Raw genomic sequence first — 22372 nt, 5'->3', positions numbered from 1 at the left:
ATGCCAAATAGTGGCGAAGATCAAAAGGCCTCTGAAAAAAAGAATGAAATGTTCATAATCTTTACAGGAGAATCATGGCTCAAACGGCTCACAATGCAGATAAGACTTTCTTCGGGCATCCGCGCCCTCTTTTCACCCTGTTCTTTACGGAGATGTGGGAAAGATTTTCTTACTACGGAATGCGGGTTCTTCTCGTACTTTACATGATCCAACACCTTTTCCAGCAGGCCGATGCCGGAAAAGAGGTCTTTGGATATGCGACCATCAAAAGCGTTCTAGAGTCCTTCTATGGGGAACTTTCTCACCAGGCTCTGTCTTCACAGATTTACGGCCTCTATACGGGCTTCGTTTATTTTACGCCGTTCTTCGGAGGTATTATTGCCGACCGTTTTATCGGACAAAGACGCTCCGTTTATGTGGGCGGTGTCTTGATGGCTATCGGTCACTTTTTGATGGCCGTAGAAAGCATGTTCTTCCCTGCTTTATTGTTCCTCATTTTAGGTAACGGTTTCTTTAAACCGAATATTTCGACTCAAGTGGGCGGTCTTTACGCCGAGAACGATCCACGCCGCGATGGTGCCTATACGATTTTCTATATGGGTATCAACTTAGGTGCGATCTTGTCTCCGTTGATTTGCGGAACCTTGGGACAAAAAGTAGGATGGCACTGGGGCTTTGGCGCCGCTGGCGTCGGCATGCTTGTGTCTTTGGTGATTTATCACTTTGGTGGAAAACATCTTCCGCAAACAGAACAAAAACAATCGATCAAAGAAGTGGAAGCGAAAGCTCAACAGCCCATGACGAAAGAAGAATGGGCTCGCACGATTGCGTTGACGTTTCTTTGCATGGTGACGATTTTCTTCTGGGGTGTTTACGAACAGCAAGGGAATACTTTGCAGTTGTGGTCCGATCAAAGTACCGATTGGAACTTCTTTGGTTTTGAAATTCCTTCGACTTGGTATCAATCTTTCAATCCATTGGTGATCGTCTTCTTCGCTCCGCTTTTGGATCGTTACTGGGCTTGGAGAGCACGTAGCAATAAGGCTCCTGGCACTGTGACTAAGATGGCAATTGGCTGCGTTCTTGGAGCTGTCGCATTAGTTATCATGTATCTTGCGGCGCAAGCTGTGGGTGCCGGTAAAGGCAATGTGATGTGGCTCTTGGGTTCGACATTCTTGCTGACATTAGCTGAGCTTTATATCTCCCCGATTGGTCTTTCCTTGGTGACGAAAGTTTCTCCAGCGAAGATTGTTTCGATGATGATGGGTGTTTGGTTTCTTGCGACGTTCTTTGGAAACTACATCGCAGGTTATATCGGAAGCTATTACGAGAGGATCGCCAAAGATGAGTTTTTCCTGCTTCTTGCGGGCTTAAGTCTGATTCCGGCGGTTCTTTTCTTCTTCACGCACAAGGTCCTCACAAATGCTCTAGGCAAAGACGTCTAGAAAAGAACCTGTATTTCGGCACAAGGTCTTTTGAAAGCGGGCCACCTCTACGAAAATAAAAGAGGTGGTCTAACAAAGAAGGCCTTTATGGAATACAAAGTTCAATGCCCCTTCTGCCGCGAGAAATTCGGCATCACCATTCACCTCGAGGATGGTGCCGACCAGGAATTTATTTGGGATTGCGAAGTGTGCTGCCATCCTATTGATATCCACGCCATTTGGAACGAATCTCACCACAAATTTTCCCTAAGAGTCGGCCGTGGAGCAGGTTATGACGAGATGCCGATATGATCTTGACCAGAATTTCTGAATATGAGTTTATGGGCCTATGCATATTCGTCCTCTAGAATTATCCGATCTTCCTCAAGTAAAAACGTTCACCGATCGCACGATTGGTTTGAATTATTTTAGCCTTGAAGAACTGCAAGATTGTTATCACAAGTCGCTTGTCGGCGATGTGATGTGCTCTTTTGTTTTGGTAGACGATAAAGGCATTCAGGGGTTTCGTTTGGCCTACCCACCGGGTGCTTGGAGCAAAGGGAAAGGTTCCAAACTCCGTCCTGATTTATGGAATGTTCCTCTTGAAAAAGTGGGTTACTTTCAAAGTCTATTTTTAGCTCCCGAAGCACAAGGCAGCGGCTGGGGCCCAAAACTTTCCGAGGCCGCTATTGAGTGTTTTAAAAAATTAGGAACTTTAGCCATCGTGACTCACGCATGGAAAGAGTCTCCGAATAATTCTTCGATTCGTTATCTTACTAAATTCGGCTTTCAAAGTGTGACGACTCATCCAGAATACTGGATTGATATCGACTATGAATGTGTGCGCGACGGAAAACCTTGTCGTTGCACGGCTGAAGAAATGATCAAGTATCTTTAAGGATAAGTCATGAGCATGTCATACTGGCTCCAAGAAAAAGTCTCTAACTCCCCTACGGCTAAAACTTCGAAGTACGATGTTGTGATTGTTGGCGGCGGAATTGCAGGACTTTCTACAGCGTATTGGCTGCAAAAAGAAAATCCGAAATTAAAAATCGCTATTCTTGAGAAACACCGCGTGGGTTTTGGCGCCAGCGGCCGCAATGCGGGCTTTGTAACTTGCGGATCGACGGAACATTTTATCAAACTCAAAGAGCAGTTCGGTCTTTCTAAAGCCGTTGAGATTTGGAAATTTTCTGAAGAGAACCGCGAGCTTCTTCTTAAGCACATCATTGAAGATTCTTGGGATGAGGTGGATTTCCGCCATACAGGTTCTTGCACCGTGGCTCCTAGTGAAACTCATTGGGAGAAATACAAAAACATAGCAGCTATTATGCGTGAATCTGGCATTGACGTTTATGAAGTCGGCCCGCAAGAAATGGAAAAAGACTACGGCGTTACGGGTTTTGAAGGCGGTATTCAATACACTGGAGACGGCTACATTCATCCGATCAAACTTTTGCAAAAGATGCGTGCGAAACTGAATGTTGATATTTTTGAAGAACACGAAGTTTTAGCGATTGATAAAACTTTGCCGACACCAGTGATTCGCACCTCCAAAGGTGTTTTTGAAGGCGACAAGGTCGTGATCACTTTGAATGCTTATCTTCCCTTGGTTCTTGAGAATTTTAATTCTATCATTAAGCCTGGGAGAGGACAGATTCTTCTTACAGAGCCTTTACCTGCTTTCGTTAAAGGTCCTTGTTATCTGACGAAGCATCTTTGTTATTTCCGTCAGCTTCCCACAGGGCATTTGTTGATTGGTGGGTTTAGAAACCTCGCCATTGAACAAGAAAATACCCACGAAGACGCGACAACTGATTTAATTCAAACAGCTTTGTATGACTTTGTGAGAAGTCATTTTAAGTATGGACCGCAAGCGAAGATCGCACATCAATGGTCTGGCATTATGGGATTTTCTCCGGATGGACAGATGATGTTAGGCGCTTTGCCTCAGAACGAGAATATTCACGTGATGGCAGGTTGTTCTGGACACGGAATGGGTTTAAGTTTTAACGGCGCTCGCACTCTTGTCAGTGGGATGTTTGGCAAAACTATTCCAGCACATTTGAATATCAACCGTTTTAAAGTTTAATTCTTCCTGCCGCTCTTTCAGCACCTGCCGAAGCATCGGCAGACTCTGCTGCCGGGATCTCGGCAAGGGTCTTTTCAAGACGATTTTATGAAGTTTTTACTTCTGAAGAACGTGGCACCGTGGTTGCTTTATTAACTCTGCGAAACGCTAACGCTGATGTTAGCAAAATCATTCAAGGGAGTTTTTATGAAAAAGCAAATCATGTCTTTAGTGGTGTTGGCAGCAGGTCTTGTTTCTACAACAGCAGCGATGGCAGGCCATCAATCTGACGTTCCGGACAATATGCTAAGCCTTCAAGCTCGCAGTGCTGTCGATATCTTAACTAAGCAAGCACCAAAAGGTCCTTATGATGGAGAGTGCTCTTTGGAGGAGCTTCAAAACGGTTGCGACAAAGCGATGATGTACGGCATGGCGATTACTGTAGACTTGAAAATCCCAGCCGGTAAAGAAGTCGGCATTCAAGTCACTGACGGTCCTTGTGACGGCATGGGAGAAATTGTTTATCCAGATCAACGCCGCATTCGCTTGTACTCAGGTCTGACTTTCAACGAAAGTGGCTATTACACTGTGATCAACCAGTCTTACGGTACTTGCAAGGTTCAGTTGAAGTTGAAATAAAGAGGTGACTTCATAAAATAAAAAGAGCCAACTTTATCAGTTGGCTCCTTCATTCATCTAAACTTCAGAACTGATTATTTATAAAACTTGCTGTTCGACTTCGCCATATTTGTTAACGGCGTTGATGGTTTCAAACGAGAAGCTTTACGGCTTGAAGCGTACATCGCTAATTGATCCGCCACGTATTGTGTACCAACGGAATCAGTGTACTTCATCAAACCACCACGGAATGGTGGGAAACCAGTACCCATGATCATTGCAAGGTCCACTTCGTTTGGAGTTTCTACGATGCGATCTTCGATCAATGCCAAAGACACTTCGTTCACCATCGCAAATACTCCGCGCTCGATGCACTCTTTTGTGTCGTATGGATTTGTTGGTTGCCCCAAACCAAGAGCCGCGTAAATAGATTGGTCTACGTCGCCGCGCTTGCCGTCTTCAGAATAGTGATAAAAACCTTTTCCGTTTTTACGACCCAGTCTTCCGGATTTTTCAAGAGCTTCCATGCAAGGAGCAACTTCAATGCGGTCTCCGAAAGCTTTCTTAAAGATCTTAAGAACTTTCAAGCACACATCAAGGCCTACTTCGTCCATCAGCTCGAAAGGTCCCATTGGCATACCGAAGTCTTTCACGTAGGCCTTATCAACCACTTCAATGCTCATCCCTTCTTGCATCAAGAATGCCGCTTCCGCCATGTAAGGCATCAACAAACGATTCACCAAGAAGCCTGGACCGTCTTTAACAACGACAGGCATTTTTCCCATCTTCTTAGACAATTCGTAAATTGTTGAAATAGTTTCGTCAGACGTTTTTTCACCGCGAATAACTTCAACAAGAGGCATCTTGTTCACGGGATTGAAGAAGTGCATTCCAGCAAAGTACTCTGGACGAGGATGACCTTTAGACATCTCTGTCACAGACAACGAACTTGTATTCGTTGCGATGATCGCGTCTGGTCGCATTTGGCCTGCGCACTCACCGATTACTTTTTGTTTGATACCCATGTCTTCAACGATGGCTTCAACAACAACATCCAGATTTTTAAAACCTGAATAGTCAGTCGTTACCGAAACAGCATCCATCTTTTGCTGGAACTGATATTTGTCGATGGATTTGCGCTTCACAAGTTTCATCCAAAGCTCACTGGCGTGCTTAAGACCTTTACCCAAAGCTTCTTGGTTTAAGTCTTTCATACGCACTTGAATACCTTTGTCAGCAGCAACATAGGCGATACCACCGCCCATTGTTCCCGCTCCCAAAATACCCATGGCTTTGACTTCTTTTGGTTTTACGTCAACGCCAGGAACGCCGTTTTGTTTTTTCACCATCTCTGTCAGATAGTAAACATGAATCAAGTTTTTAGAGATTTCCGTCACACCCAACTCACAGAAACCTTCACGCTCAATCCGCATTCCCGCATCACGATCAGACATACCATAAGTTTTTTGAATGACTTCAAGAGCTTTCAAAGGAGCTGGATAGTGACCTTTCGTCGCCTTCATCACACCTTCACGCGCTTTTTTGAAAACAATACCGCGACCCAAAGCACTCTCAAGAACTTTGTTCATCGCACCTTTGGCTTCGAATTTTTTACGACGTTTTTTGGCACCGTCAGCGATAATTTCTTTCGCCCACTTCACGGCTTGCTCTTCAAGCAAGTTCGGGTGAACCATTTTATCAACAAGACCAATCTTCAATGCTTTCTTTGCATTCACTGATTTACCAGCAAGGATAATATCCAAAGACGCCTGCAAACCAAGAACACGAGGCATACGCTGAGTTCCGCCAAAGCCTGGCAAAATTCCTAATTGAATTTCAGGAAGACCAATCTTTGTTGAGTTGTCTTCTGAAGCAATACGATAATCACAAGCCAAAATGAATTCACATCCACCGCCCATACAAGCGCCGTTCACAGCAGCGATTGTCGGCATCGGAAGATCCTCCACCATGTTCATAACATCCTGACCACCTTTAACAGCCGCATCGAACTGCTCTTTGGTGGTCATGCCTTTGATCTCCTCAATATCAGCACCAGCAATAAAAATTTTTGGCTTATTAGATTTAAAGATCACAGCTTTATAAGAAGACTTCTTAAGCTCACCAAGAACCTCTTGAAGTCTCATCATCACTGGAGTCGAAAACTTATTTACTTTCTCCCCAACAAGATCAAACTCAACAACCGCGATCTCACCTTGAGGAACAATTTTAATACTTTCTTGAATAGACATTTTGAAAAACTCCTAAGTTGCAAAATCAAAAAACGAACTACTACAACCAAAACGCACCAAACACATTCTTAGGAAGAAGAAAAAGAAATCTCTTCCGCAGCCAAGGGGATAGAGCCTAGCTCTTTCCTCAATGGCAAGTTCCACAGCAGCAGGTCCCAACGGGACCGCGTCCGCGAGGACTGTCCGAAGCCAGTGAGGGAAGAGCTAGGCTCTGTCCCCTTGGCTACGGCAACGAGGGCTTTTTTTTTTAACCTTCGTTCTCAAGAATCATAGATCCGCCTTGTCCACCACCAATACAAAGTGTGGAAAGACCGAATTGAACATTTCTGCGCTTCATTTCCTTGGCCAATGTAAGAACAATGCGTGTTCCTGTTGCGCCGACTGGATGACCCAAGGCGATCGCTCCACCGTTGACGTTTAAGATCTCATCGCTGATCTCGCCCACTTTTGCAGACAAGCCCAATTTTTCTTGAGCGAATTTGTCAGAGTTCAAAGCTCTTTGGCAGGCCATCACTTGCGCTGCAAACGCTTCATTCAATTCAACAAGGCCCATGTCTTTCAAAGAAAGACCCGCACGCTTCAAAGCCACTGGAGTTGAATAAGCAGGACCAAGTCCCATACGCTCAGGCTCAAGACCCGCAAACGCATACGAACGAATTCTAGCAAGTGGTTTGTAACCAAGTGAATCTGCTTTTTCACGGGACATCAAAAGCACCATCGCAGCACCATCTGTGATTGGGCATGAATTTCCCGCAGTGATAGAGCCTGTTGCTTTATCAAAGAATGGTTTTAGTTTTTGCAAAGCTTCCATCGTTTGATTGTCACGAGGACCCACGTCATCTGCGATCACTTCTTTGTATTCAGGAGCCAAGTACACCGGAGTGGACTCTTCCTTCATACGACCTTCCTTCATCGCCTTGGCAGCCAAGTGATGTGAACGAAGAGCAAACTTATCTTGCATCTCGCGAGAAAGGCCCCACTCTTTGGCTAAGATCTCTGCCGTTTGTCCCATGTTGATTCCAACGAAAGGATCCGTCAGCCCCAGCATCACAGAAATTTGTGGGAAGTAATCATCCTTCATATTGCCTTGAAGAAGGGCTTTGATTTGATTCACGTCCGCTTTGAAAAGCTGCCACAACAATGGCAATGCTTGCTTCGGACCTCTTGCCGCAAAAAGATTATTGTAAATATCTTGGAACTTTTTCGGAGGAAGAGTTGGCATTTGCGACATGCTCTCTGTACCACCAGCAAGAACGACGTCCATTGTTCCATATTTGATTTTTTCGTAACCGTTAGAGATAGACTCTAAAGCCGAAGCACAGTTTCTGTGCACAGTGTATGCAGAAGTTTTCAAAGGAATGCCTGCATTCAAAGCAACAACGCGCGAAATATTCACTGCATCAGGAGGATTGCCAGTATTACCTATAATCACTTCATCAACACTGTTCACATCCAAGTTCGTCTGAGCAATGAGTTGTTTAAGAGCTGTTTTTCCGAGTTCCGCAGGATGCACTTTTTTAAGTTTTGTTCCCGCTTTTGCAAATGGTGTGCGAACACCTTCAACAAGAACCACATCACGTGGTGATTTCATGCGCGTCTCCTTAGTTGTATAAGCCATTAAAATCATATGTCTTTTCGGTCATTCCACCAAATATAAAGAGAGCGAAATGTGAGCAGACTAGACCTGACGCGGCGCGCTTCTTACTCTTTAAAAACCTCAAACCCTTATCTGTCTTGGGAAAGAATGCCTTTTATAGAGGCAGAACTCTAAATTCGAGAAAGTGTCGCTCTTTGTAGACCGAGTCACTTTCGAAAATCACCCTGAACTTACCCCCTGCGCCAAAGTCTCGATACATTGACCCTCTCTCCCCCCCTCTTGTAGAGTAATGGCACTTGTCGCAAGGCTTTCGCTAACCCCTTGAAATGGGTTAATAAAATTCTCTTATCGAGAGCCTCGTTTAACAGCTAGCAAAGGCACAACAAAGGAGCCTCCTTGGATACGAAAACTGAAACCAAATCTGGCATTAGCAACATTGATCAAGAAGCTCTGCTTTACCACCAACAAGGCAAACCAGGAAAAATCGAAGTCATTTCTTCAAAGCCTTGTGCGACGGAGAAAGATCTTTCTCTTGCTTATTCTCCAGGTGTTGCAGCTCCTTGTAAGGCGATCGCAAAAGATCCTTCCAAAGTGTACGACTACACGGCCAAGGGAAATCTTGTTGCCGTGATCTCTAACGGAACAGCGGTTTTAGGTCTTGGTAATATCGGTCCCGCTGCAGGGAAACCTGTGATGGAAGGAAAAGGAATTCTTTTTAAACAATTCGCGGGTATTGACGTTTTCGATATCGAAGTCGCGACGAATGACGTTGATACATTCTGTAATGCGGTTCGCGTTCTTGAGCCGACATTCGGTGGAATTAATCTTGAAGATATCAAAGCTCCAGAATGTTTTGAAATCGAAGAGCGTTTGAAAAAAGAAATGAACATCCCGGTTTTCCATGATGACCAACATGGAACGGCGATTGTTTCTGGTGCCGCGTTACTTAATGCCTGTGCGGTCACAAATCGTAAAATGGAAAACATTCGCATCGTTGTGAACGGTGCGGGCGCTTCTGCAAACTCTTGCGCAAAAATCTTTATCGCTTTGGGCGCACGTCGTGAAAACATCATTATGTGTGACTCTCAAGGTGTGATCTACAAAGGTCGTACCGCGGGCATGAACAAATACAAAGAGTTCTTCGCCGCTGAAACGGAAGCACGTACATTGACTGAAGCTTTGAAAGGTGCTGACGTTTTCGTCGGTCTTTCAGTTGCGGGAGCCTTGACTCCTGAAATGCTTAAAGACATGTCGAAAGATCCGATCATTTTTGCGATGGCAAATCCAGAACCAGAGATCACTCCGGACAAAGCGCGTGCCGCCCGTCCGGATGCCATCATCGCGACAGGCCGTTCAGATTATCCAAACCAAGTGAATAACGTTTTGGGCTTCCCCTCTATCTTCCGTGGTGCTTTGGACACGCGTTCAACGCAAATCAACGAAGAGATGAAGCTCGCGGCCGTTCACGCTTTGGCAAAACTCGCTCGTGAAGAGGTCCCTGAAAAAGTATCTGCGACTTACGGTGGTAAGAGCTTTAAATTTGGTCGTGAGTATTTGATTCCAAAACCATTCGATACACGTGTCTTGATGTGGGTGGCTCCGGCTGTTGCAAAAGCGGCGATGGACTCAGGCGTTGCGACGAAAAAAATCGAAGACTGGGATTCTTACCGTGACACTTTGGAAGCTCTTCAAGGACCTTCAAAAGTTTTCATCCGTTCTGCGATCAACCGCGTTCACCAAAATGCGGTAGCTAACGGCGGCGAACTTCCAAGAATCGTTTTCCCAGAGGGAACGAGCACAAAAATTTTGAAAGCCCTGGCAACATTGGTTGAAGAAAAAATCTGCCAACCGATCTTATTGGGTTATCCAGAGCGCGTGAAAGAAAAAATCAACGCTTTGGATATTCCGGCTTTGAAAGACGTACCTATCATTCATCCTTCAAGTTATCCGAAGTACTATTCATTCGTAGAGAAACTCTATGCTTTACGCCAACGTAAAGGTGTGAACTTGCGTGAGGCCGAGCGCCTCATGGCTGAGCCGAACTATTTTGCGGCGATGATGGTTCATATGGGTGATGCGGATGGCATGGTGACAGGATCATCCATCAATTACGCTGACGCCGTTCGCCCTATCTTGCAAACGATCGGTATTTATCAAAACGGTGTTCCTGCGGGCTTGAACTTCATTCTTCTTGAGGACAAGTTCTTGGTTCTTTCGGATACGACTGTGAACTTTAATCCAACGGCAGAACAGTGCGCGCAAATCGCATTGCAAGCCGCAAAAATCGTCGAGTACTTCGGCATCCAACCACGTGTGGCGATGCTTAGCTACTCCAACTTCAGCGGTTCCGGAGAAACTCCAGCGAAGATGAAGCGTGCCGCAGAGATAGTTAAAAAGTTGCACCCCGGCCTTATTGTCGATGGAGACATGCAAGCGGACACAGCTGTGAATCCTGAGATCATGGAAAGACTTTTCCCATTCTCAGAACTTAAAGGCGGCGCCAACGTTCTTGTGTTCCCGAACTTGGAATCTTCCAACATTACTTACAAACTGATCCAACAAATCGGCAAAGTAGAAGTGATTGGACCTTTCTTGATGGGTGTTCGCAGATCAGCCAACGTTCTGCAAAGAACAACGACTGTGGATGGCATTGTGAACTCTGTTGTGTTCACGGCTCTTGAAGCTCAGTTCATCAAAGATGTTCTGAAGGCGCGTGGTTAATTTAATCTGGTTGTTTTTTAAACTCGGGGCCACTTCATTTGGTGGCCCCGCAGCTCATATTGCCATGATGGAGGAAGAATTCGTCCATCGCCGCAAATGGCTTTCTCGTGAAAAATTCTTAGACCTTATCGCACTCACAAATATTATCCCCGGTCCAAACTCGACAGAGCTTGCGATTCATATTGGCTATCAACAAGCCGGATGGTGGGGATTTTGGTTTGCGGGAATTAGTTTTATTCTCCCCGCTTTTTTGATTGTGACTGCCGTGTCGTACTTTTACACGCAGTACGCAAGCCTTCCTGTTGTACATGATTTTCTTTTAGGTGCAAAGGCCGTAGTTTTGGCTGTGATTGTCTTTGCCTTTGAAAGGTTTTTTAAAAGTTTTTTGCGCATTCAAAAATTCAATGAGGTTTTGCAAAAAGATTTCTGGACCCAGAAACAAAACGTCGTTCTTCTTTTTGTTTTCGTCGCCAGTGTTTATTTGAAAGCTCGCGGCTCCTCTGAAGTTTTAATTCTTATGACGTGCGGACTGATGGCTCTTTTCATCACGGGCCGCTTTCTATTGCAAAAAAACGAATTGGGATCTTTGTTTTGGGTCTTTTTTAAAATCGGTTCGTTATTATTTGGAAGTGGTTACGTTCTTTTAAGTTTTCTGCAAACGGAGTTCGTGCAAAATCGCGCGTGGCTCACAGAGGCGCAGCTTTTTGATGCCATCTCAGTCGGTCAATTCACTCCGGGGCCCGTCTTTACAACGGCTAGTTTTATTGGCTACCTGATGCATGGATTTCCGGGAGCCGTTGTCGCAACATTGGGAATTTTTTTACCAGCTTTCTTGTTTGTTGCTTTAAGCATTCCGCTTTATGCAAAGCTCAATTCTTCACCGAAGTTTCGCGCCATTCTTGCTGGGGTCGTCGCAGGATCTTTGGGATTGTTGCTTTCAACTATCTGGACTTTTGGAGAGTCTATCGTTTTCTCCTGGATAGGAATTGCGCTCTTCATTGTCTCGCTCATTCTTATTCTGAAAGCGCGAATTCCCACGGCTGTCTTGATTTTGGTAGGCGGACTTATATCACTGATCTCGACAAAAATTTAACTTTGACCCAAACCCCAAGCGTGCTAACCTTAAGTCTGTAAGGGAGGATTGTTCGAATTGACTAATCAAGCCCACGTCACTCAGCAAGACAGAGCCATTGTCATCGGTGTCGGATTGAAATCCGAACCTCTCAGCGAAATCAAAGAAAATTTATTGGAACTTGAAGAGCTTGTCTCCGCAGCCGGAGGCGAAGTCGTTGGTTCTTTGATTCAAGTGCTGCCGCAATGGAATCCCGCAACTCTTATTGGAACAGGAAAGGTCGAGGAAGTCGCCGAAATGGTCCGCGATAGCGGCGCCAACATCGTGGTCATGGACCATCAGCTTTCCGGAGTTCAACAAAGAAACTTAGCGCAGATCGTGAAGGCCCGAGTTGTCGATCGCAATCAATTGATCCTCGATATTTTCGCGCAAAGAGCTCAAACCTTTGAAGGAAAACTTCAAGTAGAACTTGCACAGTTGCTCGATCAAATGCCTCGCATGGTCGGTGCGTGGTTGGAGTCTCTTTCTCGTCAAGGTGGTGGCATCGGAACCCGAGGTCCCGGTGAAACCGCTCTTGAAAATGACCGCCGTCGTATTCGCGAAAGAGTCGCTTTAATTAAGAAAAAGCTTGAAGGCGTTCGTCAAAACCGCGCGCAACACAGACAATCCAGAAAACGTCATGAAATTCCGTCCTTTGCCTTGATTGGCTATACCAACTCTGGAAAGAGCTCGATCTTAAATCGCCTTACGGGTGCGCAAGTCATGACAAAGAACCAAGTCTTTGCGACTTTGGATCCAACGACTCGTAAGATCTTTTTACCAGATGGACCACCTGCCGTTGTCACAGATACGGTTGGATTTATCCGCAAACTTCCAACTCAGTTGATTGAAGCCTTTAAAGCAACACTTGAAGAATCCTCTGAGGCCGATGTTCTTTTGCACGTGATCGATTTGTCTTCACCTAATATGGAAAGACAAGTGGAAGTCGTTGAAGCTTTGATTAAAGAATTCAATTGGTCTGATAAAAAGATCATCCACGTTTATAACAAGTGCGATGTCGCACCTTTAGAACGTCAATTTAGAGTGAAACACTATCCCAGAGTTTTCGTCAGCGCTTTAACCGGACAAGGCATGGAGCAGTTAAAGAAACTCATGGCCGCCACTGTGAGCGAAATGCAAACGGATGTTCAGCTCTACTTCCCGCGCGCTGAAGAGTATAAGATTTTTGATTTAGGTCGCGAAGCACAAATCCTTCGTAAGGAAACAGCTACGGAAGGAACTGTTTGCTACACGCAACTCACTCCCGTCTTACTCAGTCGTTGGAAAGACTACGTTGTAAAATAAAATTCACATATGATAAATTTGGTGGATCACTTTTTACAGGTGATCCAGACCTTGGTTTTGGATTTTCCAAAGATCTTCCTTAATCTCTGGCTGATCTCACCGATAAGACCAAGGTGAGACAGTTCTTATCAATTCTTATTTTTAGTACATTGTTCATTCTTCCAGGGATCAGCTCTGCTCAGTATCTTTGCGTGAATGATAAAAGTGAAAAAAAAGGCGCGCAAAACCAGGATATTAATAAGTCCATGGATGCGGCTCGTGATCCTTTAACCCGTGCGTTTCTTCGCTACCGCAACTCACTGGCTCCAGCAAGAGTGTGCGCAGCTTCCGACTATGCTCCCGGAATCAAGAATGACATCTACAATTTAGGCGCTATCCTTGCTCAAGGCACCAAGGTGAAGCAGATCAAAAAAGATTGCATCGAAGCCTCCCTGCAACGCGAACCCGGCAATCAAGGTTATAGCTGCGACGGCGATACTAAAAAGAAATTTGAAAATGCCGGCGCCAGCATGCCATGCCTTAATCAAAAGACTGTCGACTTCCTGCACTTTGCCGTCAACCAAGCCATCAGCTGCATGTCTACAGGACGAGTGCCGATCGATCCCCGCATTGTACTTAAAAAATTTAATAACGAGACGGCCTTTAACTTTTATCTCGCCTATTCAGGAGGAAAAGGAATCGGCCAGTTAACGTCCGATCCTGTGAATGAAATTGCCGGTTACTACAAAGGGAAAAAGTTTGTGGAAGGTAACGGCTTTCATATTCTTGAGTCACTTATGGACAGTTCAAATCCGGCCTGCACACCGTTTAAAGAAATTCTTCGCGAAGATTTAAAATCACCTCCACCGTCCCCTGGCTCCCCTAAGAATTACTGCGACTGGATTCGTCCAGGTGATGGTATTGCACGAAATTTAATCTATTCTATGGGCTACTACGTTCACGTGCGCGATAACATCATCAAACCCAGTGTTGAAAGACGCTCGACGAAGTTTGCGAGCAACAGCGAGACGCTGAACTATTTAACATTGGCAGCTTATGGTCCCGACGGTCCGGCAGGCGCAAAGGCTTTGATTGACCGTCTTCGCTTAAATAACAATATGAGCGCAGCCGAAGTTAAGAATAAAATCATCAAAGCCAATGCCTATGTAAGACAAACAGAAGAAAAGTTTGCAGAAGAACTTCTTCCGGTGATGAAACAAAACATCACGGATGCAGACAAGCGAGGCGATACATGCGTGCAGTAGTCTTTGCCTTAAGCCTTCTCGCTTTTTCGATCTCCTATGCAGACTTGAAAAAAGCGGATGATTTCTATAAGGAATCAGAAACTGCTTACCAAAAAGCACTGAAAGAAAAAACGTTTTCAAAGAAAGCTTCTTACCTTAAAGACTTAAAGAAATCCTTTGAGACTACTTTGAAAGAATACGAGAAGAAAAATCCTGATGAAGGTACGGATCAAGAGCAAGAAGTCTCTACCTTGTATTATACTTTAGAGCCTGCCTTTGAATTATCCGCTTTAAATAAAGTCACCGAGAAAGAGTGTGATAAAAAAGAACTCACCGTGCGCAGTCAAGCCGGTCACGGCAAAGAAGAAGGCGCAAAACTCAGTGCTCGCGCCGAAGAAGCCCTTCGTTGGATTGAAGTGCTCTGTAAATAATTATTTCGTTTTATTCATCAAACGGATTTCGCGACGCTTTTTCGCTTCTTCAAAGCGACGTCGGTCCGTCTCTGTCTCTAGGATAAGCCCCGGAACTTCGATCGGTTTGCCATTAGCTCCCAAAGCTACGAAAGTGCTGTAAGCGGAAGCGGTGTGAAATGTCTCTCCCGTTTTTGGGTCTTCGGCATCGACACGCACACCGATTTCCATGGAAGTTCTTGAAGTGTAATTCACACTGGCTTTGAGGTTGACGACCCAACCTTTGTAAACCGGAGCCACAAAATCCAAACGATCAATACTCGCCGTCACCACATCTTTGTTGGAATGTCTTTGCGCTGCTATCGCCGCCGCAATATCAATCCATGACATGATCGTTCCTCCGAATACGGAACCCAGGGCATTTGTGTGAGAAGGAAGAACTAACTGAGTCATGATGACTTGAGATGATGAAACGGGCTTGGAGTTTGCCATTGGTGTTTGCTCCTTATTTCCAAAAAACAAAGCGCAGGTAGTATGGACCGAAGTCCGCACCCCCGCGCTCTTAAAACATCTTAAAGTCCAGTTAAGACTTAGATGCCACCCATACCGATATCGGAATTACCACCACGGTTCAATCCGCTACCAGGAAGAGTTGTTGTACCTGCAACAGTCGCAGATCCTGCTGGGATCGTTTGAGTTGCATTGTTATTGAATGCAGTCGCTGCAGCTGCATTTTGATTGTTGTTTTCAGCGCGTACTTCACTCTCAACAAAGCCAAGATGAGGCAAGCACCATACAATCAATTGCGCACGAGACTTAACATTCATTTTTTTATAAATGTTTGTGAGGTGAAATTTTACTGTTTTTTCAGTAACAAAAAGCTGATTCGCAACTTCCTTGTTGGACAAGCCCTTTGAAACAAGTTCAGCAACTTCTGCCTCTCTGTTTGAAAGACCTTTTTGAATGAGGACATCTCTGAGCATCCTTGCTCCCTCCCGCTAAATTGTTTTTAGTTTTAAAAACTCTGTCTAAACCTTTTACGCTACCTAGGACTCATGTCCAAATGTAGCACGACCACCTGTAATAAAGTCTGACAACAATTTTAGGAATTCGCAATAGGTTTGGACTCTAGTTTTAAAAAACTAGACCGATAAGCATGAGGATTTTACAGGCTTTCACCTTTTCAGGAGATATTATGTTTCCCACAAATACGAAGTTTTTGGTCGTTGATGACTTCGCAACTATGCGAAAAATCATTAAAAAAGTGCTAAATGAGCTGGGTTATACCAACGTCGAGGAAGCCGATGATGGCAAAACGGCCCTGCCTATGATCCAGGCCGCTCATGATGCAGGCCAGCCTTATGGCTTTGTAATTTCTGACTGGAATATGCCAGGAATGCAAGGCATCGACCTTTTGAAAGCATGCAAAGCGGACCCTCGTTTTAAGTCTGTTCCTTTTATGCTTGTGACTGCCGAGTCTGAACAAAAGCACATTCTTGAAGCTGCTAAAGCCGGAGTTTCTGATTACGTGGTGAAGCCATTTAATTCAGCAACACTCAAAGGCAAGATGGAACGCGTTTGGGCAAAACACAACCCTGCTGCTCAAGCAAAAGCTTCTTAAAGAGTCGCTAGGAGAATTCAATGTCAGCAGCACCAAAAGTCGAAGCTTTAAATCCTCTTTTCGACAAACGTCTTATCAATGCGTTTGTTGATGGAGTTGTTAAAACACTTAAAACAATGGCACAAACCGACGCCTCTCCCGGCAAACCTTTCATCGAACCACAGTTCGTTTTGAAGGGTGAAATTGCGGGCATGGTGGGCATGGTCGCTCCTCCTCTTAAGGGAACCCTTTTGATCTCTTATGGTAAGGACAGCATTTTCCACATTTTGGAAAACATGCTTGGAGAAAAACACACGTCGATCAATGGTGAAGTTTCAGACGCCGTTGGTGAGATGACGAATATGATCTACGGTTCAGCGAAAACAACGTTGAATCAATTGGGTTATAATTTTGAAATGGCCATCCCGACTGTGATTTCTGGTGATTTTAAAATCAGTCATGCGGATAAAGCGGCGACTCTTGTTATCCCCTTTAATTTAACAAATGGTTCCACCTTCTATGTGGAGATTACGGTTCATTAGACGATGAAAACCACTTCAGGTCCGACTGTTGACGTTCTAATTGGGAGTCCTCGAGACTCCTTCTGGGAAGCCGTCAAAGTCATCCTGAAGGGGTATTATCCGTACCAGCTTAAACACTTCCACACGATCGACGAAATTCTTGAAAGCTCTGAACCAAACTTCTCTCCTATCCTTGCCCTGATCGATGGCCAAGACGGAACCGCTCAAACCAACGAGTGGGTTCAATCAACCAAAATGAATTATCCTGACTGTCACATCATCGTTCTGCATGCTTCTGCAGGTTCACTTAATTTCGACGTCGTTAAAAAAAATGGCGCCGATGAAGTGATGCATATCAACTTCGATCGCGAGTTTATTTCCGACATGGTTTTGCAATTAGCTCCCATTGAAATGGAGGGCGATAATATCCCGATCACAGCGTTAATGCCTGTAGATCTACGAGATATGGAAGCAGAGATGAACATCAACTTTGATGTGTATGTTCACCTCCCCGTCAATCACCGTTCCATTTTATTGCGAAAGACCGGCGACTGCGTTGACGAACGTCATTTAGACAAATTCAAAACTTTGAAGCAGCAGATGTATATCAAAAAAACGCAGATGAACGCTTTTTTTGAATACGCGAGAACTGTAATGAGTTTTAGAAATATTCAGCTGCCTGTTTCAATGACCGAAAAGTTTCATCGCTCTAAAAGGGCGATCTACGAAATCATGGCTCAGTTTCTTAACGGCGCGGGCACGGACTATCAAGAAGGAAAATTGATTTTCGATAAATGCAAAAACATTGTAGCCGATTTTGAACTAACTAAGGATCTTTCCCCCCAAGAAATTTTTGACGAGATCTTCCGCTTTACGGGAAACACCCGTTCTCTTTACCATGACTGCATTTGTCTTTCGGCTTACGGCGCTTATTTTGCGCAACTTTTGGGTTGGAATCACGAAAAACGGGAAAGTGCGGCGATGGCGGGGCTTTTACATAACATCGGCCTTGCGCAATTACCTGCTTCTGTGGGCGATAAAAATCCTAAGAACTATACCAACGAAGAACTTTCAGAATACATTCTTTACCCTGATCGCTCCGTGATTATGGTGAAGGGAAAGAAAGTCCCCTTAACGCCAGAAATTTCAGATGCCATCGGTCAGCACCGAGAAAACGGCGACGGATCTGGCTTTCCCAAAAAGCTCACGGCTGAAGACATTTCTGATATGGGAAAACTAATGGGTCTTGCTTACCGCTTTCATGAAATGACGGCCCTTCAAGACAGCCAACAAGCTATGACGGCAACACAGGCAATCAGTACACTCCGTGAAGCCGCCCTAAATGGAAATGGCGAGCTAGACCTAGTTTTAACAACTCAGGTCTTTAAAAAATGGAAAACTTAGAGCGTTTCTAAAACCACTCTATCCATTTGACGAATGTAGTTCTTGTACGTCGTTCTTACAACACGGCATTTGCCCGCTCCCAATTCCATACCGAGTGTGATGCACATACGACCTTCAGTAGATTGATCGATCTCATGAAGACCTTTCATAATTTCCGCGAGTTGTTTTTTGGCGTAGCTAGGAATCACCTGGTTGTATTGGATGATCACATTAAGACGAGCGACAGCGCTATCACTGGAGTCCGCCTTAATTCCATACTCTTCCGCAGATTCACGATACACCATTTTAAATTCTAATAAATCCGAAGCAGCGTGACCAAGAGAAGAGAAACCCATCACCGCGATCATTGTAGATAGAATCATTTTTTTCATAATTTATTTCCTCGTTCTTATATTGTTTTTTTGTGTTTTAAAATCTTCAATCAATTTCCAAATGCAATGTACCCGATGACTTCCGATTTCCACAAGAGCAGGAACGAGTGAGTGTATTCTTGAAAAGATGCTACAAAAGATCAACGATCGTTCACAGAGAGTGAACGCCTGCCTCCTGCTTATATTTCATTCTATTATGAGCAGCACACAACAGCCGCAAGTTCTCTTCCGTGCTTTTTCCACCTGCCCAAACAGGTTGAATATGATCAATCTCCAACTGCCATTTGGAAGTGCATTTCCTGCCCGTAGTTTTATCAACGTGCTGACAGCATTGATCTCGTTGAAAAATCATTCTTCGTAATGGTGCGGGAATATATTCTCTTTGAATAGCAACCTCTGTTTTTGAATTTACTTCTAAATGATTCAAAATATCATCCGACCCCAAATCTTCATCTGTGTCATGCTTCAGAACGGCAGTCTGTCTCTCACGGATATCCGCTGATTTAGCTGATTTGATTATCTCACTAGATTTTGAAGTCCTCGGTGCCTCAGAGTTTTTTGAAGTTCTTCGAGTCTTCTGCTGAATGACTTTATCTGCAATAAACTCCAAAACTTCATCCCAACTTCCATTTGGCAGTGAATGTGACAACATTGAACGCATTTCCTCCATTTTCTGCCATTGTTCCTTGGAAAGACTCACTTCAAAGCGAACTGATTCATCGGCTTGATGCTGAATCTTAACGGCTTGCTTGATTTCGATGCTGAGTGCCTTAGCAACGAGCACTTCAGACTCTTGATGAGACTTACCGACCAGCTCATTTAATATTTCTTTCTTAGTCTCTACAGGTATTGCCATATGTATTTCCTTTTGAGTTTGACGGATGGCTTTCTGCAACAGACTCACTTGAGAAAGATTCAAGCTTCCAATTTCAAGGCTTTCAGCAACTTCAGGAATATCGCGGGACAGTCGAGCCGCATCAATTCTGCGCTGTGCACTTCCTGCAGAATATCCGAGATGCTTAGTAAGATAATCAAAGAGGCTTGGAAAAGCTTTCGATAAATATAATTTGCGACGATCCACTTCGGCAATATGCAAAAGAATATCAGATAGAATTTCTCTTTCTTTTTGAACTAATGACTTCAAATTATGTTCAAGATTTTCATCAGATAAATATCGAATATTCATAACTCACCTCTTTTCAGAACTTGTATACCATGACTTTTAAAAGTGAATATTTGGCAATTTTTTTGTAGGTAAATAGAGAATCACGAATGGTCAAAATACTGATTTATTGGCTCGTAATTCGATTCTACGGAATGAAAAAAATTAATTCGAGATGCTTCCGGCCCAAATAAAGAAAACAATACCAAGCCGTTTTTACAGAGACAAAAACATCGTCAATAAAAATATTTGAAGAATATATCTGTAATAAAAAACAATGCACCGCTCTCACAAGTGAACAGAACAAGTGAATTAGAAGTTTTTTTTACTGCCAAATGGAAGTGGATTTTCTGTTTTTACAGCTGTGCGGATGTCTTTGTGGGCTGTCCATCCTTGAGAGGGCTGTTTCCTGGCCGTCGTGGCCAGGAAAGGAGGTATTAGGGGAAGATTTTTGTTTTTTTGTTTTTCCTTTTTTGATTCTTCTATTTTTAGAAGGTCCCTTATCCAAAATTTTAAATCTCTCCACTACTCTCTCCTGACGAGCACGATGCTCGTCAGGAAGGCCTTCCCATGGATGGAGGACGCTCGCGCAACTGTCTCTGCCCTTCAAAACAATGAATTACACCAACGCAAATAAAACGAATCACTCACCGAGTCTGATCGACAAGTGTCAGGCTTACTCGAACCTCGGCGGCCAAGTAAGTTGATGACACTAAAGATCCTCGTAATCGTCCATAACCCCCGAAAGAGAATCCGAATCCACAAGCGCGCGAAGATCCACCTGGCGGTTTTCCCAGTCGATCACGTGAATGAGATTTTTAGCGGAATGAAGACCATCGTAGATGTAGAAAATAATCAAAAGACTTCCCAAAAACCAGCGAAGGCCGGCTCTTTTGCGGCGAGGCGTGAACTGCACGACCCGAGTTTCTGCGACCCAGTCAGCGATATGGGTGCGGTCATAACGAAAGAAGGCCGCCGCATAAATAGCCCAAGAGAAAAACAACGACAAACGCTCTGTGAGAGGACGAAGAATACACTGACCCCAGTGGAGTTTCTGCGCTGGATTTGAAAACGGAACAACCTTTAAACCCATCAGCCATTTACCAGGTGTCGCCTGCATCAGAACTAAAAAAACAAATTCATAAATCGCAGGAATCAGGAACATCAAAAGCAAATGCCCTAAGGAGATCAGCACTTCTTCCTCTGTAAAAATCAAAGCAAACAAAGCTTTCGCAAAAGGCAGATAAAAAACAACGCGGATTAAAGAGTCCACCGCCTGGGCGACTAAACGTCTATACGTGCTAGGAACATAAATATTATCCATGCGAATCACTTTCTAAATACTTCTGCAACCACGTTAAAGCCTCGTCTCGAGTTTGAAGCTTTCGTTCTAATTGCAACTCAAAGGCGTCAGCAAGACAGACGCCAATAGCTTTGCCCGTAAGTTTCCCCTTAAGATCTTCTCCTGTTAACAAAGGACGAGGAAGCTGGTTTTGCCAAAGCTGCCATTCTTTGAAAAGATCTTTTACTTGAGAAGCCCAAACACTTCCTTCAAGCATTAAGATCTGCAGGGCCCAAAAAGATCCTTCTTCCGTCAGTTTTTGCAGTTGTTTTCCTAAATTCAAAGCGAAAAAATCATCCGGCTTTTGCCAAAGAGCCCAGGCCTTTTCAATGCCTCGTTGTTCTTTCGTGGAAAGTCTTAAAAGCTGAATAGCGGAAGAAAGTTCGTCCTGCTTCGCATTTCTAAAAAATAACGCCAGCGTTTGCCAAACTTCTTTGGCTCCGTAACTTCCCAGCCATTCGTTATCACGCAAACGAAACGGAAAAAGAAGCTGCATCAACTCTGTAGCAACCATCACTTCCAAACCTTTAGAAACCGCTTTGGATTTTAAAAGCTTTCCCATCTCATCGCGAAGACGTTCGCCACTCACGGTTTTCACCAGCGCAGCCATTTGCTTAACAGCATCAAATGTGGTTTGCTCCAAAACGAAATCCAATTGTGCAACAAAACGAGCCGCTCGTAATAAACGCAGATGATCTTCACGAAAGCGTCTTTCCGCTTCACCGACGGTGCGCAGGATCGCATTACGAAGATCGGCCTCCCCTTCGACAAAATCTAAAACATTTTTTGAAGCCAAATCGTAAAAAAGGGCATTCACAGTGAAATCCCGGCGCTTGGCATCTTCTTCCGGTGAAGAAAAATGCACTCCCTCGGGACGGCGGCCGTCTTTGTAGGTTCCGTCAGTACGAAAGGTCGCCACTTCAATATCGGCGCCGTCCACCAGAACTCTCATCACACCGAAGACCTTACCGACGTTCACGGTCTTTTCAAAAAGTTCCTCAATTTGTTCTGGCGTCGCGTCCGTGGCGACGTCCAAATCATTGGCCGTAATCCCCAAAAGAGCATCTCGCACACAGCCCCCTGCCAAAAAGGCTTTGTAGCCATGAGCTTGCAGTCTGTGGTAAATTGTTTCCACAGCCGACCAATGAGGGTGAGATTCAAGTAACTTTTGAACTTGTGACATCTCCTTCAGTGTAGAAAAAGACCGGAACGAAAGAAAGAGTTTTGCGTGACGCCACAGGAG

At 44.5% G+C, this 22372-nt stretch carries 21 protein-coding genes; 13 read left to right on the top strand and 8 right to left on the bottom strand.

The features are described from left to right. Nucleotides 1–74 precede the first annotated feature (74 nt). From AAAA78_RS08665 to AAAA78_RS08645, 5 genes are all read left to right on the top strand, one after another. Entirely contained in the window at nucleotides 75–1445 is a 1371-nt protein-coding gene (locus AAAA78_RS08665; RefSeq protein ID WP_340591485.1) for a peptide MFS transporter, read from the top strand. Between the two features lie 87 nt (nucleotides 1446–1532). Continuing rightward, entirely contained in the window at nucleotides 1533–1736 is a 204-nt protein-coding gene (locus AAAA78_RS08660; RefSeq protein WP_340591483.1) for a CPXCG motif-containing cysteine-rich protein, read from the top strand. 37 nt (nucleotides 1737–1773) lie between these two features. After that, nucleotides 1774–2322, top strand: coding sequence for a GNAT family N-acetyltransferase (locus AAAA78_RS08655; RefSeq protein WP_340591481.1), 549 nt, complete (start codon nucleotides 1774–1776; stop codon nucleotides 2320–2322). A gap of 9 nt (nucleotides 2323–2331) precedes the next feature. Then, the gene (locus AAAA78_RS08650; protein WP_340591480.1) at nucleotides 2332–3516 is read left to right on the top strand and encodes an NAD(P)/FAD-dependent oxidoreductase; all 1185 of its coding nucleotides are present in this window, start codon (nucleotides 2332–2334) and stop codon (nucleotides 3514–3516) included. A gap of 186 nt (nucleotides 3517–3702) precedes the next feature. Beyond that, nucleotides 3703–4134, top strand: coding sequence for a hypothetical protein (locus AAAA78_RS08645; RefSeq protein WP_340591478.1), 432 nt, complete (start codon nucleotides 3703–3705; stop codon nucleotides 4132–4134). A 74-nt stretch (nucleotides 4135–4208) separates the two neighbouring features. Here AAAA78_RS08645 and AAAA78_RS08640 read toward each other — a convergent pair whose 3' ends face one another. Together AAAA78_RS08640 and AAAA78_RS08635 are read right to left on the bottom strand one after the other, a co-directional pair. Then, a complete protein-coding gene (locus tag AAAA78_RS08640) occupies nucleotides 4209–6362 on the bottom strand; it encodes a 3-hydroxyacyl-CoA dehydrogenase NAD-binding domain-containing protein (RefSeq protein WP_340591476.1) in 2154 nt (717 codons plus the stop codon). 247 nt (nucleotides 6363–6609) lie between these two features. Beyond that, nucleotides 6610–7953: a thiolase family protein gene (locus tag AAAA78_RS08635; protein WP_340591475.1), complete on the bottom strand. Its 1344-nt coding sequence runs from the start codon at nucleotides 7951–7953 to the stop codon at nucleotides 6610–6612. A 402-nt stretch (nucleotides 7954–8355) separates the two neighbouring features. On the opposite strand from AAAA78_RS08635, the gene AAAA78_RS08630 reads away from it, so the two are divergent. The 5 genes from AAAA78_RS08630 to AAAA78_RS08610 all read left to right on the top strand — a co-directional run bounded on the left by AAAA78_RS08630 (nucleotide 8356) and on the right by AAAA78_RS08610 (nucleotide 14750). Continuing rightward, nucleotides 8356–10680: an NADP-dependent malic enzyme gene (locus tag AAAA78_RS08630; protein WP_340591474.1), complete on the top strand. Its 2325-nt coding sequence runs from the start codon at nucleotides 8356–8358 to the stop codon at nucleotides 10678–10680. Beyond that, on the top strand, nucleotides 10673–11773 hold the full coding sequence (gene chrA / locus AAAA78_RS08625; protein ID WP_340591473.1) for a chromate efflux transporter: 1101 nt from the start codon (nucleotides 10673–10675) through the stop codon (nucleotides 11771–11773). The genes AAAA78_RS08630 and chrA overlap by 8 nt, the downstream gene beginning before the upstream one ends. Nucleotides 11774–11830: 57 nt before the next feature. Continuing rightward, on the top strand, nucleotides 11831–13096 hold the full coding sequence (gene hflX / locus AAAA78_RS08620) for a GTPase HflX (protein WP_340591471.1): 1266 nt from the start codon (nucleotides 11831–11833) through the stop codon (nucleotides 13094–13096). Between the two features lie 113 nt (nucleotides 13097–13209). After that, on the top strand, nucleotides 13210–14340 hold the full coding sequence (locus AAAA78_RS08615) for a hypothetical protein (RefSeq protein WP_340591470.1): 1131 nt from the start codon (nucleotides 13210–13212) through the stop codon (nucleotides 14338–14340). Next, nucleotides 14328–14750, top strand: a complete 423-nt coding sequence (locus AAAA78_RS08610) for a hypothetical protein (protein WP_340591469.1) — start codon at nucleotides 14328–14330, stop codon at nucleotides 14748–14750. The genes AAAA78_RS08615 and AAAA78_RS08610 overlap by 13 nt, the downstream gene beginning before the upstream one ends. Here AAAA78_RS08610 and AAAA78_RS08605 read toward each other — a convergent pair whose 3' ends face one another. After that, a complete protein-coding gene (locus AAAA78_RS08605; protein WP_340591467.1) occupies nucleotides 14751–15221 on the bottom strand; it encodes an acyl-CoA thioesterase in 471 nt (156 codons plus the stop codon). Between the two features lie 98 nt (nucleotides 15222–15319). Next, nucleotides 15320–15712: a helix-turn-helix domain-containing protein gene (locus tag AAAA78_RS08600; RefSeq protein WP_295902631.1), complete on the bottom strand. Its 393-nt coding sequence runs from the start codon at nucleotides 15710–15712 to the stop codon at nucleotides 15320–15322. 212 nt (nucleotides 15713–15924) lie between these two features. Here AAAA78_RS08600 and AAAA78_RS08595 point away from each other — a divergent pair, with 212 nt between their 5' ends. The 3 genes from AAAA78_RS08595 to AAAA78_RS08585 are packed head-to-tail and all read left to right on the top strand — an operon-like array spanning nucleotide 15925 to nucleotide 18254. Next, a complete protein-coding gene (locus AAAA78_RS08595; RefSeq protein ID WP_295902628.1) occupies nucleotides 15925–16350 on the top strand; it encodes a response regulator in 426 nt (141 codons plus the stop codon). Between the two features lie 20 nt (nucleotides 16351–16370). After that, the gene (locus tag AAAA78_RS08590) at nucleotides 16371–16871 is read left to right on the top strand and encodes a chemotaxis protein CheX (RefSeq protein WP_340591465.1); all 501 of its coding nucleotides are present in this window, start codon (nucleotides 16371–16373) and stop codon (nucleotides 16869–16871) included. 3 nt (nucleotides 16872–16874) lie between these two features. Next, a complete protein-coding gene (locus AAAA78_RS08585; protein ID WP_340591463.1) occupies nucleotides 16875–18254 on the top strand; it encodes an HD-GYP domain-containing protein in 1380 nt (459 codons plus the stop codon). Here the strand turns inward: AAAA78_RS08585 and AAAA78_RS08580 are convergent. From AAAA78_RS08580 to AAAA78_RS08565, 4 genes are all read right to left on the bottom strand, one after another. After that, entirely contained in the window at nucleotides 18251–18625 is a 375-nt protein-coding gene (locus AAAA78_RS08580; protein WP_340591461.1) for a hypothetical protein, read from the bottom strand. The two genes, AAAA78_RS08585 and AAAA78_RS08580, sit on opposite strands and share 4 nt — an antisense overlap. Nucleotides 18626–18776: 151 nt before the next feature. Next, complete coding sequence (locus tag AAAA78_RS08575; protein ID WP_340591460.1) at nucleotides 18777–19811, bottom strand: HNH endonuclease; 1035 nt, start codon at nucleotides 19809–19811, stop codon at nucleotides 18777–18779. Nucleotides 19812–20499: 688 nt separating this feature from the next. Then, nucleotides 20500–21111: an RDD family protein gene (locus AAAA78_RS08570; protein ID WP_340591458.1), complete on the bottom strand. Its 612-nt coding sequence runs from the start codon at nucleotides 21109–21111 to the stop codon at nucleotides 20500–20502. Then, nucleotides 21104–22312, bottom strand: a complete 1209-nt coding sequence (locus tag AAAA78_RS08565) for a CCA tRNA nucleotidyltransferase (protein WP_340591456.1) — start codon at nucleotides 22310–22312, stop codon at nucleotides 21104–21106. The genes AAAA78_RS08570 and AAAA78_RS08565 overlap by 8 nt, the downstream gene beginning before the upstream one ends. Nucleotides 22313–22372: the final 60 nt, after the last annotated feature.

The organism is Bdellovibrio sp. BCCA, assembly GCF_037996825.1.
Taxonomy (GTDB): Bacteria; Bdellovibrionota; Bdellovibrionia; order Bdellovibrionales; family Bdellovibrionaceae; genus Bdellovibrio.
The sequence above is the reverse complement of the archived record's forward strand: the minus strand, read 5'-3'. Positions and strand labels throughout refer to the sequence as shown.

Bases quoted from the DNA above. Each gene is read 5' to 3' on its own strand.
- AAAA78_RS08570 (WP_340591458.1), bottom strand. From the start codon at position 21,111: ATGGATAATATTTATGTTCCTAGCACGTATAGACGTTTAGTCGCCCAG.
- AAAA78_RS08595 (WP_295902628.1), top strand. From the start codon at position 15,925: ATGTTTCCCACAAATACGAAGTTTTTGGTCGTTGATGACTTCGCAACT.
- AAAA78_RS08580 (WP_340591461.1), bottom strand. From the start codon at position 18,625: ATGAAAAAAATGATTCTATCTACAATGATCGCGGTGATGGGTTTCTCT.
- AAAA78_RS08565 (WP_340591456.1), bottom strand. From the start codon at position 22,312: ATGTCACAAGTTCAAAAGTTACTTGAATCTCACCCTCATTGGTCGGCT.
- AAAA78_RS08665 (WP_340591485.1), top strand. From the start codon at position 75: ATGGCTCAAACGGCTCACAATGCAGATAAGACTTTCTTCGGGCATCCG.
- AAAA78_RS08655 (WP_340591481.1), top strand. From the start codon at position 1,774: ATGCATATTCGTCCTCTAGAATTATCCGATCTTCCTCAAGTAAAAACG.
- AAAA78_RS08645 (WP_340591478.1), top strand. From the start codon at position 3,703: ATGAAAAAGCAAATCATGTCTTTAGTGGTGTTGGCAGCAGGTCTTGTT.
- AAAA78_RS08660 (WP_340591483.1), top strand. From the start codon at position 1,533: ATGGAATACAAAGTTCAATGCCCCTTCTGCCGCGAGAAATTCGGCATC.
- AAAA78_RS08575 (WP_340591460.1), bottom strand. From the start codon at position 19,811: ATGAATATTCGATATTTATCTGATGAAAATCTTGAACATAATTTGAAG.
- AAAA78_RS08640 (WP_340591476.1), bottom strand. From the start codon at position 6,362: ATGTCTATTCAAGAAAGTATTAAAATTGTTCCTCAAGGTGAGATCGCG.
- AAAA78_RS08610 (WP_340591469.1), top strand. From the start codon at position 14,328: ATGCGTGCAGTAGTCTTTGCCTTAAGCCTTCTCGCTTTTTCGATCTCC.
- AAAA78_RS08590 (WP_340591465.1), top strand. From the start codon at position 16,371: ATGTCAGCAGCACCAAAAGTCGAAGCTTTAAATCCTCTTTTCGACAAA.
- AAAA78_RS08585 (WP_340591463.1), top strand. From the start codon at position 16,875: ATGAAAACCACTTCAGGTCCGACTGTTGACGTTCTAATTGGGAGTCCT.
- AAAA78_RS08600 (WP_295902631.1), bottom strand. From the start codon at position 15,712: ATGCTCAGAGATGTCCTCATTCAAAAAGGTCTTTCAAACAGAGAGGCA.
- AAAA78_RS08605 (WP_340591467.1), bottom strand. From the start codon at position 15,221: ATGGCAAACTCCAAGCCCGTTTCATCATCTCAAGTCATCATGACTCAG.
- AAAA78_RS08650 (WP_340591480.1), top strand. From the start codon at position 2,332: ATGAGCATGTCATACTGGCTCCAAGAAAAAGTCTCTAACTCCCCTACG.
- AAAA78_RS08635 (WP_340591475.1), bottom strand. From the start codon at position 7,953: ATGAAATCACCACGTGATGTGGTTCTTGTTGAAGGTGTTCGCACACCA.